The organism is Salegentibacter lacus (assembly GCF_020164555.1).
Taxonomy (GTDB): domain Bacteria; phylum Bacteroidota; class Bacteroidia; order Flavobacteriales; family Flavobacteriaceae; genus Salegentibacter; species Salegentibacter lacus.
This window is the reverse complement of sequence record NZ_JAIQZB010000002.1, coordinates 38,734-54,639: the sequence shown is the minus strand read 5'-3', so window position 1 is coordinate 54,639 and position 15,906 is coordinate 38,734. Positions and strand designations below refer to the sequence as shown.

The 15,906-nt window shown below is 36.7% G+C and carries 18 protein-coding genes; 7 read left to right on the top strand and 11 right to left on the bottom strand.

Annotation, left to right across the window (positions count from 1 at the left end):
* Positions 1-19: 19 nt before the first annotated feature.
* Positions 20-469 (bottom strand): nucleoside deaminase, encoded by a 450-nt coding sequence (locus tag LB465_RS01760; RefSeq protein WP_224466306.1) that lies wholly within the window; start codon positions 467-469, stop codon positions 20-22.
* A gap of 96 nt (positions 470-565) precedes the next feature.
* Here LB465_RS01760 and dxs point away from each other — a divergent pair, with 96 nt between their 5' ends.
* Positions 566-2,344, top strand: coding sequence for a 1-deoxy-D-xylulose-5-phosphate synthase (dxs, locus tag LB465_RS01755; RefSeq protein WP_224466303.1), 1,779 nt, complete (start codon positions 566-568; stop codon positions 2,342-2,344).
* A gap of 31 nt (positions 2,345-2,375) precedes the next feature.
* Positions 2,376-3,398, top strand: coding sequence for a DUF3078 domain-containing protein (locus LB465_RS01750; RefSeq protein WP_224466300.1), 1,023 nt, complete (start codon positions 2,376-2,378; stop codon positions 3,396-3,398).
* Between the two features lie 29 nt (positions 3,399-3,427).
* Here the strand turns inward: LB465_RS01750 and LB465_RS01745 are convergent, their stop codons facing one another.
* From LB465_RS01745 to LB465_RS01715, 7 genes are all read right to left on the bottom strand, one after another.
* The gene (locus LB465_RS01745) at positions 3,428-4,774 is read right to left on the bottom strand and encodes a deoxyguanosinetriphosphate triphosphohydrolase (protein ID WP_224466725.1); all 1,347 of its coding nucleotides are present in this window, start codon (positions 4,772-4,774) and stop codon (positions 3,428-3,430) included.
* Positions 4,775-5,010: 236 nt separating this feature from the next.
* Positions 5,011-5,946 (bottom strand): ribonucleotide-diphosphate reductase subunit beta, encoded by a 936-nt coding sequence (locus tag LB465_RS01740; RefSeq protein ID WP_224466298.1) that lies wholly within the window; start codon positions 5,944-5,946, stop codon positions 5,011-5,013.
* 254 nt (positions 5,947-6,200) lie between these two features.
* The gene (locus LB465_RS01735) at positions 6,201-6,938 is read right to left on the bottom strand and encodes a hypothetical protein (RefSeq protein ID WP_224466294.1); all 738 of its coding nucleotides are present in this window, start codon (positions 6,936-6,938) and stop codon (positions 6,201-6,203) included.
* 3 nt (positions 6,939-6,941) lie between these two features.
* Positions 6,942-7,295: a DUF4870 domain-containing protein gene (locus LB465_RS01730; protein ID WP_224466291.1), complete on the bottom strand. Its 354-nt coding sequence runs from the start codon at positions 7,293-7,295 to the stop codon at positions 6,942-6,944.
* 11 nt (positions 7,296-7,306) lie between these two features.
* On the bottom strand, positions 7,307-8,131 hold the full coding sequence (locus LB465_RS01725; RefSeq protein WP_224466288.1) for a DUF4412 domain-containing protein: 825 nt from the start codon (positions 8,129-8,131) through the stop codon (positions 7,307-7,309).
* Positions 8,132-8,340: 209 nt separating this feature from the next.
* On the bottom strand, positions 8,341-8,904 hold the full coding sequence (locus LB465_RS01720; protein ID WP_224466285.1) for a DUF3109 family protein: 564 nt from the start codon (positions 8,902-8,904) through the stop codon (positions 8,341-8,343).
* 160 nt (positions 8,905-9,064) lie between these two features.
* Complete coding sequence (locus tag LB465_RS01715; RefSeq protein ID WP_224466282.1) at positions 9,065-9,721, bottom strand: hypothetical protein; 657 nt, start codon at positions 9,719-9,721, stop codon at positions 9,065-9,067.
* 321 nt (positions 9,722-10,042) lie between these two features.
* Between LB465_RS01715 and LB465_RS01710 the strand changes: the two genes are divergently transcribed.
* The 3 genes from LB465_RS01710 to LB465_RS01700 are packed head-to-tail and all read left to right on the top strand — an operon-like array spanning position 10,043 to position 11,425.
* Complete coding sequence (locus tag LB465_RS01710) at positions 10,043-10,624, top strand: MarC family protein (protein WP_224466280.1); 582 nt, start codon at positions 10,043-10,045, stop codon at positions 10,622-10,624.
* On the top strand, positions 10,621-10,818 hold the full coding sequence (locus tag LB465_RS01705) for a hypothetical protein (protein WP_224466277.1): 198 nt from the start codon (positions 10,621-10,623) through the stop codon (positions 10,816-10,818). Before LB465_RS01710 ends, LB465_RS01705 begins: the two co-directional genes overlap by 4 nt.
* A 1-nt stretch (position 10,819) precedes the next feature.
* Positions 10,820-11,425 (top strand): FAD-dependent oxidoreductase, encoded by a 606-nt coding sequence (locus LB465_RS01700; RefSeq protein ID WP_224466273.1) that lies wholly within the window; start codon positions 10,820-10,822, stop codon positions 11,423-11,425.
* A gap of 306 nt (positions 11,426-11,731) precedes the next feature.
* Here LB465_RS01700 and LB465_RS01695 read toward each other — a convergent pair whose 3' ends face one another.
* The 3 genes from LB465_RS01695 to LB465_RS01685 form a co-directional block, all read right to left on the bottom strand.
* Positions 11,732-13,321, bottom strand: coding sequence for a S41 family peptidase (locus tag LB465_RS01695; protein ID WP_224466270.1), 1,590 nt, complete (start codon positions 13,319-13,321; stop codon positions 11,732-11,734).
* Positions 13,318-13,749, bottom strand: a complete 432-nt coding sequence (locus tag LB465_RS01690; RefSeq protein WP_224466266.1) for a deoxycytidylate deaminase — start codon at positions 13,747-13,749, stop codon at positions 13,318-13,320. Before LB465_RS01690 ends, LB465_RS01695 begins: the two co-directional genes overlap by 4 nt.
* Before the next feature lie 62 nt (positions 13,750-13,811).
* Positions 13,812-14,399 (bottom strand): HupE/UreJ family protein, encoded by a 588-nt coding sequence (locus tag LB465_RS01685; protein WP_224466263.1) that lies wholly within the window; start codon positions 14,397-14,399, stop codon positions 13,812-13,814.
* 352 nt (positions 14,400-14,751) lie between these two features.
* Between LB465_RS01685 and LB465_RS01680 the strand changes: the two genes are divergently transcribed.
* Positions 14,752-15,315 (top strand): PAS domain-containing protein, encoded by a 564-nt coding sequence (locus tag LB465_RS01680; protein ID WP_224466260.1) that lies wholly within the window; start codon positions 14,752-14,754, stop codon positions 15,313-15,315.
* A gap of 52 nt (positions 15,316-15,367) precedes the next feature.
* Complete coding sequence (locus LB465_RS01675) at positions 15,368-15,895, top strand: macro domain-containing protein (RefSeq protein WP_224466258.1); 528 nt, start codon at positions 15,368-15,370, stop codon at positions 15,893-15,895.
* Positions 15,896-15,906 lie beyond the last annotated feature (11 nt).

Genomic DNA, 15,906 nt, shown 5'->3' with positions numbered 1-15,906 from the left:
ACTTTAGCTCAGGGGAGCATTAATTTAAATTTCTTTTCTCTATAAAAAAGCGTTTCAGTAAAGCTGAAGCTTCCTTGGCAAGAATACCAGATTTCACTTCGGTTTTAGGATGTAACTTCACCCCGGTTTTTCGGTAACCGCGTTGTTCATCTTTCGCAGCGAAGATCAGTTTTGAAATCTGGCTCCAGTATAAAGCGCCTGCGCACATTTGACAGGGTTCCAGACTCACATACATCGTGCAATTTTTTAAATATTTTCCGGCGAGAAAGCTTGCTGCAGCGGTTATGGCCTGCATTTCGGCGTGGGCGGTAACATCGTTCAAGGTTTCGGTTAAATTATGGCCTCGTGCAATTATCTGATTATTAATTACTATTACTACACCAACTGGGATTTCGCCTCTTTCAAAAGCTTTTTCGGCTTCTTCCAGGGCTTTTCGCATAAAATATTCGTCGTTATAAGGCTGTAGCATTTAGATATCTTTTCTTCGGAAAGATAAAAATTATAAAATTAGCTTCAGAATAAATCCTTGTTCGAAATAACTTTTCAAAGCTTAACTTTGTGCACTATGGATTTCAATATTTTAGAAGATATACATTCGCCAGAAGACCTGCGAAAACTCCCGGCTGAGAAGTTGCAGGAGGTTTCAGCAGCCCTCAGGAAATTTATTATAGATATAGTTGCGACCAAAGAAGGGCATCTCGGTGCCAGTCTTGGCGTGGTAGAGTTAACAGTTGCCCTGCATTATGCTTTTGATACGCCTAAGGATTTATTGGTTTGGGATGTAGGTCACCAGGCATACGGCCATAAGATCCTGACGGGAAGACGTGAGAATTTTCATACCAACCGAAGGCTTAACGGAATTAGCGGATTTCCAAAAAGGGAAGAAAGTGAATACGATACTTTTGGCGTAGGACATTCTTCTACCGCGATCTCGGCCGCCCTGGGAATGGCAATAGCTTCAAACCTGAAAGGAGAATTTAAAAAACATCATATTGCGGTGGTAGGAGACGCTTCTATTGCCAGTGGGATGGCTTTTGAGGGATTAAATCACGCGGGAGTAACTAATGCGAATTTATTGGTGGTGCTTAACGATAACGCTATTGGGATAGATCCCAGCGTTGGAGCTTTAAAACAATATCTTACAAAAGCGCGAGTAGGTTACAAGCCGAAACAAAGCAATATTATTGAAGCGCTTAATTTTAAATATTTTGGTCCGGTAGATGGCCACGATATAGCTGGGTTGCTTGAGGTTTTTGAACAGATGAAACAAATTGAAGGCCCAAAATTTCTTCACGTAATTACCACTAAAGGGAAGGGTTTAAAAAAGGCTGAAGAAGACCAGGTAAAATATCACGCCCCGGGAAAATTTAAACCTGATACGGGCGAACTTTTACCTTATGATACTGCCGGCCTTCCCCTAAAATACCAGGATGTTTTTGGACTTACTTTGGTAGAATTAGCCAAAAAGAACGAAAAGATTATAGGAATTACGCCTGCAATGCCCACCGGAAGTTCCTTGAAATTTATGATGCAGTCTTTTCCTAAAAGAGCCTTTGACGTTGGTATAGCAGAACAACACGCCGTAACACTTTCGGCAGGAATGGCTACTCAGGGGTTTGTGGTTTTCTGTGCCATTTATTCAACTTTTTTACAACGAGCTTACGACCAGGTTATTCATGATGTTGCTATTCAGAAACTCCCGGTAGTTTTTTGCCTGGACAGGGCAGGGCTGGTTGGTGAAGACGGCGCTACACACCACGGGGTTTTTGATATTGCTTATTTAAGGTGTATTCCGAATATTATTATTGCAGCACCCAGTGATGAAACAGAGCTCAGAAACCTGTTATATACCGCGCAGCTTGATCTAAAATTACCAATGGTGATTAGATATCCGCGAGGAAGAGGTGTTAAAACTGAGTGGGAAACGCCTTTTGAAGAAATAGAAATAGGAAAAGGCAGGTGTTTAAAAGGCGGCGATAAAATTGCAGTTTTAAGTATCGGAAATATGACTCAAAACGCAGCTAAAGCCATAGAAAATATAACAGCTGAAGAAATTGGGCATTTTGATATGCGTTTTGTAAAACCGCTGGATGAAGAGTTACTACATTCAGTTTTTAATAAGTATAAAGCCATTATAACTATTGAGGATGGAGCAGTAGTCGGCGGCTTTGGTAGTGCCATTTTAGAATTTGCCGCAAAACACGATTATAAGGCTAAAATTAGGAATTTAGGTTTGCCCGATAAATTCATTGAACAAGGAAATATAGATGAATTACAAGAAATCGCGAAAATTAGCGTTGAATATATTGAGGAAGAAATAGTGGCTCTTCTTCAAAATCTTTAATTTTGCCATTCCGAAAAATCTAAATTAACTAATGAAAACCAAAGCCTTATGTCTTTTAGCCTGTTTAATCTATTTAACCACAACTGCCAGCAATTCTATTTCAGATTACTATTTTGACATTTATAGCGATACTATAAAACCTTCAGATTCTATTAAAGTAGAGCCGGTTGATACTCAGGTAGACTCTGTTGTGGTTACCTTTTGGACAGAAAAAAACGAAGTTGGAGTTAACTTAAGTGAGGTTGCTTTTATTAACTGGAATGCTGGAGGAAATAATTCTATTTCTGCATTGGTACACGCTAATGTAGAGCGAAATTACAAGAAGGATGATCTTAACTGGCGTAATAGGGCAACTGTACGTTATGGGATTAACTCGCAGGAAGGACAGGAACTTAGAAAGACGGAAGATGAATTGCGTTTAAGTTCATCTTTTGGATATAGAAAAGATTCGGTTTCCAATTGGTTTTACTCAGCCAAATTCAATTTTAATACCCAGTTTACAAACGGATTCAAATATCCCAATACCAGTAATCCCATCTCCCAATTTATGGCTCCCGGGTATTTGTTTCTTGGTATAGGTAGTGAATATTCAGATCCTGTAGAAGATCTAAAGGTGTATGTTTCTCCGGTAACGCAAAAATCAACTTTCGTGCTCGATCAAAGATTAGCTAACGAAGGGATGTTTGGGGTTACAGGAGCCGTTCGAGATACGCTTGGGAATATCGTGGAAGAAGGCGAAAATGTAAGAACAGAATTTGGTTTCCTGGTGACCAGTGATTTCTCGAAAGAAGTTTTTGAAAATGTTGAGGTAGATAACCAACTCAGTTTGTATTCAGATTATCTGAATAAGTTTGGAAATATTGATGTGGAATGGCAGTTAAACGTGAATTTAAAAGTAAACGATTTTATAAAAGCCAATGTTGGCTCTCATTTGCGCTATGATGATGACGTGAAATTTAAGGAAGATACCAATGGCGATGGGGAGCTGGAAACTACAGGGCCCAGAGTACAGTTCAAGCAAATGCTGGGAGTTGGGCTCGTCTATGAATTTTAAAGGTGCCGGCTGTCTAAGCCGGCATTTTCTTATAATTTAATCCCTTTATATTTTTCAAAAGAAGCAACGGTAAAGCCATCGGTTAATGAAGCGGTGTGGGAACAAATTTCCAATAAGCGCCTGTAAATCGAATTCTCATCCCGGAGATGAGCCATATGCGGAACCGATTTTAATACCAGTTGGTTAAAGTTAGAATCTTCTTCTGCTTTCAGCGGAAGCAAAGCTTCAGTATAGGTATCTAAAAGATGTGAAAGCATTTTATACCCTGCAATTTCTTTACTAATCACCTCTTCACTCTGGTAGATTTTTTCAATACTAATTTTAATAATATCGTCTATTTGAGCTTCATATTTACTTTTATCCAATAAACCCTGGTGAAAATTCCCTGCAAGAATTTCATCTTCATTTTTCAAAAAGGTTTCTACCGCTTCGGAAATTAATGTGTTTATAGCAAGCGCTCTTAGATAACTTAGTCTATCTGCCGTATTGGTAAGGCTGTTGTATTTAGCGGTATTTATATTGTCTTTTACGAGTTTTATAAGATATTCCAGCGCGTAATCTTCATCGATTAGCCCAAGGTTTATACCGTCTTCAAAATCTATTATGGTATAGCAAATATCATCGGCAGCTTCTACCAGAAATGCTAATGGGTGCCTGTTATAGCTTATATTTCCATCTTTTCCGGTTTCTATTAAGCCAAGTTCTGTTGCAACTTCTTGAAAAATTTCCTTTTCGGTCTGAAAGAATCCGAATTTCTTATCGGCTATATTTTGTGTGGGTTTATGTGGTAATGACTCTTTTGGATACTTAATAAAAGCCCCCAAAGTGGCATAGGAAAGTCGGAGCCCACCGGCGATTCCGGGTTTGTTTTGGGTAAGGATTTTAAATCCGTTGGCGTTCCCTTCAAATTTTACAAGATCCTGATATTCTTTGGGCGAAAGTTCATTTTTAAAACGTTTTCCATTTCCATGGCTAAAATACTCCCCAATAGCTTTTTCACCTGAATGTCCAAAAGGCGGATTCCCAATATCGTGGGCGAGTGCTGCAGCAGCGACAATGGCACCAAAATCGTTCATTCTATACGCGTGGGTTTTTTCTAATTGAGGATGCTTCTCCAGAATCTTTTGTCCTGCCAGCCTTCCTAAAGATCTTCCTACTACGGAAACTTCTAAACTATGTGTTAAGCGGGTATGCACAAAATCGGTTTTGGAGAGTGGGATTACCTGGGTTTTATCTTGTAAACTCCTAAATGCTGAAGAAAAAATAATGCGATCGTAATCTACTTCAAAGCCCAGGCGGGTTTCGTTTTGTTCTTTTCGTAAACGCTTATTGGTGTCTCCAAAACGTTTTAAAGAAAGGAGTTGCTCCCAGTTCATCATAATTTAGTCCTTGTTTAGAATCGGATTTTGTATCAATAGTTCAAAAATAGAAAAAGCCTAAAGAATATAGGCTAGTTGAAAGATATTTGCTGAAAGTAGGTTTCCCAAAAAAAATCAATAGTCAAATCGAAAATTGGAAAACTCTAAATCTTGTTGTGTAAAAAAAACCGGGGGGTGGTTTATGAAAAAACTGAAACAGCGCCACATTGGGGATCATAGCGCCGGTTTCAGTTTTACAAATCAGGATTTTTCCTGATTTTATTAAACTCTTTATCTGTTTTGTTATTTTGAGCAAAATCTTTTGCTCTCTTATTTACTAAGTTTTCTTTAGCTAATTCCTCTTCTTTTGAGCTTTGGCTTATCATTAAATCTGAAAATAATCTTCTGCTTTCATACTCCAGATATTCGGTTAAAGATTTTGTTTTTAGCCCAATTAAATCTAAAGGAAGGAAGTTAGAAATTACTTCTTTTTCTATAGCAACGGCTTCACCAATAATCTGCTGTATTTTTTTATCTGAAATATCCTCTATAAGATGATCTCTAAATAATTGAGTAGCAAAATCGCGATGCAAAGCTTTGTCCCGATAAATCAGCTCATAGGTGTAACTAAGTCCCGGCATTAAGCCGCAATTTTTCATCCAAAAAATAGTAGCAAAACTACTGTAAGTAAAGATACTTTTTGCAGTAGCCAGAGCCACTAATGTTTCAGCAAAAGAAGAGCTGTTGGCCCATTTTTGTATCCATTCTTCTCTAGCCGCAGTAGCAGAAAATCCTTCAATTTCTTTAAAAATTTCCTGTTGCTGGGCTGGCTGTAAGAAGGAATTTAAACAAATACCATAGGCTTCTGTATGCGTATTTTCTATTACCAGTTGTAGATCGAGAAAAGATCTGGCTTCAGGAAGATTAATTTTTTCACTTAGTTTTTTGGTTAATTTTCCATTTAGATTCTTTTCTGAAGAAAGAATGAGGCCTAATACTTTATATAGAAATAAGCGTTTTTCACTATTTAATTCCTGCCAGGCTAATAAGTCTTGTTGAATATCTATTTCTCCTGAAGTCCAGAAATTAGCTTCAATAGCCTTGTAGGCATCCCATATGTCGTTGTGTTTCACAGGAAATATTACAAATCTATCTTTGTTATCCCGAAGCAAGGGTTCCTGTTTATTCATTAAAGCGGGGGGTCTTATTAGTTTAAATAAAAATTCAACAACAAATATTAAAAAATATTCTGATTATGTTAACATGATTTATTAACTATTTACACAAAGTTTTCAACATAAAAAACTAAAGATAAGCAGGTTGAACCTCCCGTTATTACTATTACTGTATTGCTATTGAATTATGAATGTTGAAAAGTGAGAGGAGAAGTAAATGTTAAATCCCTCGAATAGGTTTCTGTTACACGGGGTAATTATTTTAATGCTTATTTCTCTGCTAGAAAATACCAGTTTATTTCTGAAGGAATATGTTTAATAAGCTGAATCTCTGTTGTTTTTGGATATACTTTTCCGGATGAATCTTCAAAAACATTAGCAATGTTATATTCAATTAAATTCCATCCCTTTTTCAAATCTAAAGAGTAGCTTTCGGTAGCTTCAAAACTTTCATTCTGCATTTGTGTGAAAGTAGTAGTGTTGCAATCACCTTTTACCGTGGCCGGCTCATCGAGATATGTCCATTCTAAATATTTACCAGTGCCGCTATTTTCCTCACCATAAGTAAAGAAGTAATCGGCAATAGCACTGTTTGAAGCTGGCATAAGCAAGCCAAGAATTTCTTGATCACCTTTAAAAACAAAAAGCTGTTTGGGTAAGCTACTTAAATTGCTTTCGCCATTTTTATAAGATAAATCGCCAGACATGCAGGAGAAAGTTCCGGAAACGGTTTTTAAGGAGGCCTGCCAGCCTTTCGGAGATTTTTCCTGTTCTTTTTCCATTTGATCCTTCATTTTTTGAAGAAAATCAGCTTCAAGTTTAATCGCTAAATCTCCGTTCTTATCGATACTACCAAATTTCAACATACTGCCGGAGATAAAATCTATTGTTCCAATTTCCGCATTGCCATATTCCCAGTTTTCAACGTTAGCTTCAATAAGATTTTGAGAAATTGCATTGAAGCTCAATAGAAAACAGGATAACAAGATTATATTTAAAGTTTTCATCTTTTAGATATTGGCAAACCATTTTTGGAAATGGTACCCAAGAACAGGAACCGGCTTGGTTTTGTGATTAACCGCATTAATAAGCCCCATAATCCATAAATACAGCAAGAAAATTGAACCAAGAAAACTTAAAATCCATCCTAAAATCGGGATCATTCCAATAATAAAAAGTCCTAAACTAATTATTACCAATCCCAGGGATTGTTTAATATGAAATGCTGCAAATTCATCTTTCTTATCGTTATTTAAAACAAAAGCTACCACGAGACCAATAATAGTTAAGTAGGCAATAATAGCTATGGTTTTAGGATCAAAAGTGCTTTTAGCTTCGTTGGTGTGAGTGTTTGAATTTTCCATAATTCTATATTTTATTTACCTGCACCCAGGGCGGCATAGTTTTCCTTATTTATTGTAAAAGATTTTTTCTCCAGTCCCGTGCAGCGCATATTGGTATTACGATCGGGATTATTTTTATCTATCATTTGCATTTCCATCATTAGAGCGTCTCCATCTTCCAGCCAGTCTGCGTTCCAGCCTTTTGGGATATTGCTTTTTTCATCACTATACATATTTGCAAAACTAATAGGTGCTTCCCTGGTAAGGTAAAAGGTGAATTTGTGCTCTTCTGTTTCAGTCTCATAGCCCTGGCATTCGTAACCCAGGATGTTTTTTGTGCCAATTTTCTTTAATTCTGAATTTTCATAAGGATTGGTTTCCTCTTCAGAATTGGTGAGATCATCTATTTTGCTTGCGGTTATAAAATTATTGTCACCGGAAGTGAGGTACATAACACTAAGTTTCCTGTCCATATCCAGAACCATAAACATACCTTCTGCTTGCGGCACCTGCATTCCAAAATAGGGTGCATCCTCTTTAAGAAGATAAGTCATATCTACATTGCCCTCTTTAGTTTCCATATTTAACTGGTATTCCCAGTTAAAATCGTAAGATTGTGGAACTTCACTTATATCTACACGATTAGCCCCCATAGGAATAGGGCTATTTTTTAGGTCTGTTTCCCACATTTTGTTGAGGGATTTATTAGCTTCATTGGCCGCTTTATCTGAAATATTTTCGGTTACTGCGTGTTCAACTTTTTTTTCTACTTTTTCTTTTAATTTCTTTAGAAACTGGGCCTCTGTAGTAGAAACACAAAGTAGGAGAGAGCACCCTAGTAAGATGAGTTTTTTCATAATATTAATTTTTAGGTTATAAAATAAACTGCAAGTCAAAAGCTTACTGGTGGGGCAAAATAGAAAATAGTGTAGGGAATACATAGCACCGGTTAGGGATAGCACCAGTCTATTTTTAGGGGCGAAATATAAAAATTAAAGATACAAAATCTTTTAGAATATTTAAAATAATATACTGAAAATCAAAAGTATGAGGGTAGGTTTAGCGTTTAAAGGTTTTTTGCAGCATCCTCCAATTCATTGTACCAATCTTCGCCAAATTTTCTTATAAGGGCATCTTTTGTGAACTTATAAACCGGTACCTGAAGTTCGGCTCCCAGGCTACAGGCATCATCACATATTTGCCATTTATGATAGTTTACTGCAGAAAACTCTGAGTATTCCTGAATTCGTACTGGGTATAAATGGCAGGAGATGGGTTTTTTGAAATCGATGTCGCCCTGGTTATAGGCCTCCTCAATTCCACAAAGTGCAATCCCGTTTTCATCAAAAGTCACGTAGGCACAATCGGCGCCATCTATTAACGGGGTTTCAATTTCATCAAGATCGGTAGTGATGTAGGTGCCTTGTTTTTCTATAGCATCTATTCCTTTTTGCCTCAAATAGGGTTTTACTTTAGGGTAGATTTCGTCTAAAATTTGACGCTCCTCTGGAGTTACCGGGGCACCGGCATCGCCATCTACACAGCAAGCGCCTTTGCAGGCTGAAAGGTTACACACAAAATCTTTGGTTAAGATCTCTTCTGAAACTATGGTTTTTCCTATTTGAAACATAGCCGCAAATATAAATTTAACTTACCTGATTGGGAAAGTTTTACGCAATAATTCTTTTAGGATTTTTTGAATTGAGATTTAGTTTTTCCAGAGAAAATTACAGTAATAAATAACCGGAATTGTAAATCCCGGTTTTAATAATGAAAAAGCTGATAGTTTTTTAAAAAGCAAATCCGATTCCTATGTTTGCCATAAGACCAGAGAATAATAAATTGTAAGGTGTTACATCAGAATCAAATTCAAAATTCATAGTTTCCCGGCTGCCATCATTATAAACCCTTACAGCTTCTACGTGGTCGGGTAAAGGAGAGAAAGAATACCCCACTTCTGGTCTAAAATAGAATAACCCGCCGAGTTTTGCGCCTAACTTAATATTCACCGAACCGTGGGAGGTATCTATAATGTCCCTGGAATCTTCGTAATGAACTGTTCCTTTTATATTGATATTTCCATAGCTCAAACCTCCGTATAAACCTCTGCCTGGCTTAAAGAAATAGTAATTGAGTCCGCCTTCTATATAAGTGTAATCAAGTTCATTGTTCTCAGAGGCGGCTTCTTCCTCATCTCCAATTAGCCAATCAGATTTTATTGTAGAATAATCCACACTAACCGCCAATTTTTCATTTAGAAGTGGTGTGACATATTCGAGGTTTCCGCCTATAATATTTGGAAATCCAACTTTTGCGCCAATTCTAAATGGTCTCAGCTTTCTTTCTCTTGTTTCATTTTCTTCTATAGGAAGAGATTTCTGAGCGTGGATATTTCCAATGTTGAGCATAATTGCACAAACAATTAGAATTTTTAAACTTGTTTTCATATTTTAATATTAGTTGGTTTAAAACTTCAGAATGATACCTAAGGAAATATTTTCCTAATTAATCAGAAAAAAACGTATATGAATTAGGATATCTACTGTAGGGAAGGATAAAAGTATTTTGATCCCTAAATTGGCACAATACCTATTTTCTGGTATTTTTTGACAAATCTTACTGAAAATATTCAGTGGCTTTTAGCAAAAAGAACTAGTAACTGACCTTATAAAAAATTGGCTCAATTTTAATGAAAATTTTACCTGTTAATTCCTTGATGCTCTGTTTTTAAAAATTACTTTTGCGCAAAATTTTTCAAAGAAAGTGTTATGTGGAAATTACTCGACGCAAAACAGATTTTTACTGCAGGAATGATCCTTTTCGCGGTAATTGATATTATTGGAAATATCCCAATTATTATAGACTTGCGTAAAAAGGTGGGGCATATTCAAAGTGAAAAGGCTTCGGTGGTTGCCGGGATTATTATGATCGTTTTCTTATTTGTAGGAAAAGAGATCCTTAATCTAATTGGAATTGATGTAAACTCTTTTGCCGTGGCGGGTGCATTTATCTTGTTTTTCCTTGCCTTAGAAATGATTTTGGGAATCACACTTTATAAAGACGATGAACCGGAAACAGCTTCTATTGTTCCTTTGGCATTTCCATTAATTGCGGGTGCGGGAACACTTACTACTTTGGTTTCGATCCAGGCAGAATATGAAACAATAAATATTATTGTGGCTATCCTTATCAATATTATCTTTGTATACCTGGTATTAAAATCCTCAACCAGAATTGAAAGAATTTTAGGAAGCCAGGGAATTAGCGTAATTAGAAAAGTATTTGGAGTAATTTTACTCGCTATTGCCGTGAAATTATTTGCCACTAACATTCAGAGTTTGTTTACATGAAGTTATTTATTTATACCGTAATTTTTTTAGCTGTTGTCATTATAGGCTACAGCGCAACCATATTGAATTTTGATGATCTTCTAAAAGGAGATAGCGGAACTGCAGTTCTCGTAATTGTAGGAAGTCTCTGCCTAATTATACTTATGGGAATTTTGTTAACCTCAAGAAGTATTGCAGAAAAGCATAATTCTTAGTATGAAGTTCAACGTGCTTATAATAGGTGGGGGAGCAGCTGGAATGTCTTGCGCACTTATTTTAGGCTCTGCAATGCAAAATAATATAGTTTCTAACAAGCATGTGGGGATAATCATGCATCAAAAGGCTTCCCATTTAAATTCAGCACTTCTTAATAATGTTTTGGGAGTTGTGCCTGGAACTTCGGGACAACAAATCTTAAAAGAAGGAGTGTTGCATTTAGAGAAAAGTTATCCTGAAATTAAGCAAATAGCTAAGGAAAAAGTAAAGGAAGTTATTCAGTTAAATAAAGGTTTCAGCGTAGTTACCAATAAAAATACTTACGAAACTGAAATTGTAGTGATAGCTACCGGTTATACCAGTCCTTTAAGGATAAAAGGTTTTGAAGATAAAATAATTCCACATAAAAAAGCTAAAGCATCCAAGGAGCGTATTCAATTAAAAAATGAAGATCATTTGGTGAAACCAGGATTATACGTAGCGGGTAGTCTTGCCGGGTGGCGAAGTCAATTTTCTATTGCCTGCGGTAGCGGTGCAAGTGTAGCCACAGATATTCTAAGTTTTTGGAAAGAGGAACACACTAAAGTGCACGATAAGCTTTTATAACATAAAATAACCCGTAACCATTAATGGGACCGAAAGTAACATTAAAATTAGACAGGTGCGGTGCAACCTTCTGTAAAGCAGCGCGAGTCTTAATTTCTCTCTAAATTCTTTATCGTCTGTGTTTTTAATCTGACTTTTAATACAATCTACTGAAACGTTTGAAGAAGTAACTAGAATTTCTTTTTGTAAAAAAAGTAGTGCGCTGTTATCCAATAGTCTGAAACTCACCGCTATTATGAAGAAGAAAAGCGGGGAAACCGTTAAGAAAATTATAAGATTTTCATGATAAGCACTCACGATTGCAAGCTATTCATTTTTTTGCGATAATTCAAGCACTTTTTCAATTGCAGGATCATTTTCGTTAATCAATTTCTCAAAAGCCGTGGTGCCGTATAGCTGTTGCGCGATCACCGCTTTTAAATATTGCTTTAATAACGAGGTGTGATTATTAACATTAAGTCGAATGTTTCCGTTGCCGATAAACCTAACAAAATCCTGAACCATTTCGTTTGAGATTGTGACTTCTTCCTCAAAATCCTCGCGTTTTACATTGTTGTAAAAAGAACGGTTTTCTTCCAGTACATTAAAAATAAACCGACTCATATAACCGCCGTGCAATAAGAGTTTAATATTGTTTCTTTCATTATCGCCATCCAGGGGAATAAAAATATCAGGAATAATTCCGCCCCCGCCGTAAACCACCTTGCCTTCCGGAGTTTCATATCTAAGCGAGTCATTTACATGAATACTATCAGCGCTATTAAGTTCGCCGTTTTTATACCGGCGCATATAATCCTTAAAATAACTTTCATTTCCGTTATCGTACGGTTTTTGAATTGAGCGGCCGGTTGGGGTGTAGTATCTTGCTATAGTTAATCTTACCGCACTGCCATCACCTAGATCCATTTCACGTTGCACAAGCCCTTTCCCGTAAGATCTGCGGCCTACAATCGTACCACGATCATTATCCTGTAAGGCGCCGGCAACAACTTCACTTGCAGAAGCCGAATTCTCGTTAATAAGTACAAAAAGATCGCCTTTTTCTAAAAGGCCTTTTCGCCTGGAAAAGGTTTCTTCCACAGAGCCACTTTTGTTCTTGGTGTAAAGAATTAATTTATCGTCTTCTAGAAATTCATCTACGATTTTTATCGCTTCAGAAAGATAACCGCCGGGATTATCCCTAAGATCTAAAGCTATTTGATTAGCACCTTTTTTCTTGAGATCCTTTAGAGCTCTTTGAAATTCTTTATAAGTAGTTTCAGAAAATCTATTTACTTTAATATAGCCTAGTTCTGGCGACAACATATAGGCAGCATCTACACTTTTTAATGGTACTCGACCTCGTTTCACTTTAAAAGTAAGCAGGTCTTTAATTCCTTTTCGTTTTACTTTAAGCGTCACCCGAGAATCTTCTTCTCCTTTTAAATGTTTGGTGAGGGAATCAGTGGTGATATCTTTATTGAAAAGAGGAGTATCATCGGCATACAAAATACGGTCGCCGCCTCGAATTCCTATTTTTTCACTAGGCCCACCTTCCAGCGCCTGAATTACTACTACCGTATCGTTAACATTGTAAAAACTAACCCCAATCCCTACAAAATCACCTTGCATATTTTCAATTACTCCAGCATATTCATCCTTTGGGATATATACAGAATGCGGATCCAGGTTTTCCAGTATTCTATTCACCGTAAGATCTACAATACTATCGGTATTTACATCGTCTACATACTCATAATCTATGTAGTCTATAAGTCGGTTGAGTTTTTGTTTTTTCGGGTTTGAAGAGAATAAGGCATCAGATGAAGAAAAATCCAGTTTTCCGCCCAGCAAAACACCGGCGGCACAAGCTATAGCGAGAAGGATGGGAATTAATATTTTTTGCCTGGTATTCAATCTTCTAAATCATTAATTTGTTCGAGGCTTACCCCTGCTTTTTCAAGAAATTCCAACCCGGAATTATCTTTGTAATCTATATGATAAACCAATCTCGTGATTCCTGCCTGGTGAATTAACTTACTACATTCCTTGCAGGGTGACATCGTGATGTAGAGTGTAGCGCCATTACACGATTGGGTAGAACCTGCAACTTTTAAAATAGCATTGGCTTCAGCATGCAACACATACCATTTGGTGTAGCCTTCGTCATCTTCACAATAATTCTCAAACCCTGTAGGTGTTCCGTTGAAACCATCAGAAATTATCATTCTATCTTTTACAATAACTGCGCCAACCTGCTTTCTTTTACACTGTGATAATTTACTCCATTCGCGGGCGATTCTTAAATAAGCTTTATCGTACTTTAATTGTTTTTTCTTATCCATGAGCGGTAGGTTCCGGCTTGTTTCGGCGTTATTTTTCACCTTATTTTTAATTCACTAATTTATTAAATAGCCTGAAAATTCTCCTGAAGAATTGGTAAAATAATTCCGATCACTATTGCTGAAGTGACTAATATCCAGTCTCTTTTAGAAACCGAAAAGATATTTTGAGCAATAAAACCAAGAATAATTACAGCAATCACTACAATTACCTGTGCAGTTTCTATTCCCAGGGCAAATTCCAGGAGGGGTAGGAGTTTACTTTCGGTATTAGAAGATACCATTTTGAAATAGGAAGAAAAACCAAGACCGTGTATTAGGCCGAAAAAAACAGTGGTAAAATACAATGGGTTGTGATTTTTGTTGCGTTCTTTTTTGCTCACGGTCACAATATTGTATAAAGCAGTAACAATTATAGTAATAGGAATTAGTAATTCTACCCAGGCCGAATCTACTTTTACAATTTCATAAACCGAAAGGAATAGAGCCAGGGTATGGCCAATAGTAAATAGGGTAACCAGCCAGAGAATTCGTTTCCAGCTGCTAAAACTGTAGGCGGCAACCAGTACAATTAAAAATAAAATGTGGTCATAGGCTTGCCAGTCAAGAACGTGTTCCAGACCTAATCTAAAGTACAGCCAGAATTGGGACATATCTAAAATATTAGAAAAACCCGAAAGTACAACTTATTCAGAATATTGCAAAAGCTTTTAAACCTCCTTCCTGTCCCTTTGAAACGAGGTGTTTTTTGTAAGTTTTAAATTGAATTTATGTGCATTTTTTAAACCTAATTGTGCGAAAAGATCCGTATTTAAAAATCTATTATTTTTGCTGATAAAAATTCTTAGGCGTAACGAAACACCAACATTAACGTTGGTTTAAAGAGTGTTGAATGAGATTTTAGGTAATTTTGCTTGTTAAGTGAATTTTGAAATGCAGGATGCAAAGACTGAAATAAACTTTCTAAAAGCAGAACTTGATTTATTGGACCGATAAAAAAGGATTATGAAAAAGAACCTAATGAATATGCAGTGCCTTGATATATATCTATCCTCATTAAGTATGGAGGAGTATCGGGAAATTGAAGATGAGCTCACAGTTTCTGATATTAAGTTGATGCCTCTGCGCAGCTGGGATATTTATAACCAGCATTATGCGCAGCAGTTATTGAATTTAAAACAGCAAAATGCTATTAATTCCTTTAAAGAATTAGCAAAGAGATTTAAGTGGAAAAATGATTTAGAATTGGTATTTAAAAACAAATCTTTTGATGCTTTGGTTTTAACTAATATGAACGCTAAAATAGAATGGGTTAGCGAAGGTTTTACTGAAATGACGGGTTACAGCAGCAGTTATGCTTTAAATAAAACACCACGTTTTTTGCAGGGGAAAAAAACCGACAGGGCTGTTTTAAACCGAATTAAACGTAAATTATCTAAAGACGAACCTTTTACTGAAGTTCTGGTGAACTATAAAAAGGATCAAACGCCTTATAAATGCGAGATTAGTATTATTCCCTTAATAAACGATAGAACAACGCACTATTTAGCCCTCGAGCGGCAGGCATAAAAGCCTTTCCATTTTTCTTTAAATTTTCGTAATTTCCTGTAAAACCGAAATTATGAAAAAAACCATCCAGAATATTGAAATTGAAGTTTCTAAGGGAGACATTGCCAATCAACCCGATTTTGAAGCTGTAGTTAATGCAGCCAATGCCAAACTTGCTATTGGTGGCGGAGTCGCAGGAGCGATACATCGTGCTGCAGGACCGGAACTTTATGAAGCCTGCAAGCCTCTTGCGCCCATCGCTCCCGGAGAGGCAGTAATTACCGGGGCGTATAACTTACCTAACGACTATGTGATTCATTGTTTAGGCCCGGTCTACGGTCGCGACAAACCTGAAGATAAGCTATTAGAAAACTGCTACAAAAACGCTTTAAAACGTGCTGAAGAGAAAGAAGTGAAGTCGGTTGCTTTTCCTGCTATTTCTACAGGAGCTTTTGGTTACCCTATAAAAGAGGCGACGAAGATCAGTTTTAATACAATTTTAGCCGAAATCCCAAAGATTAAACACCTGCAAAAGCTTAAATTTGTGCTATTCAGTGAAGCAGATCTTGAGATTTATAAAGCGATGCTTTCTGAAGTTTAAACCAACCAAAA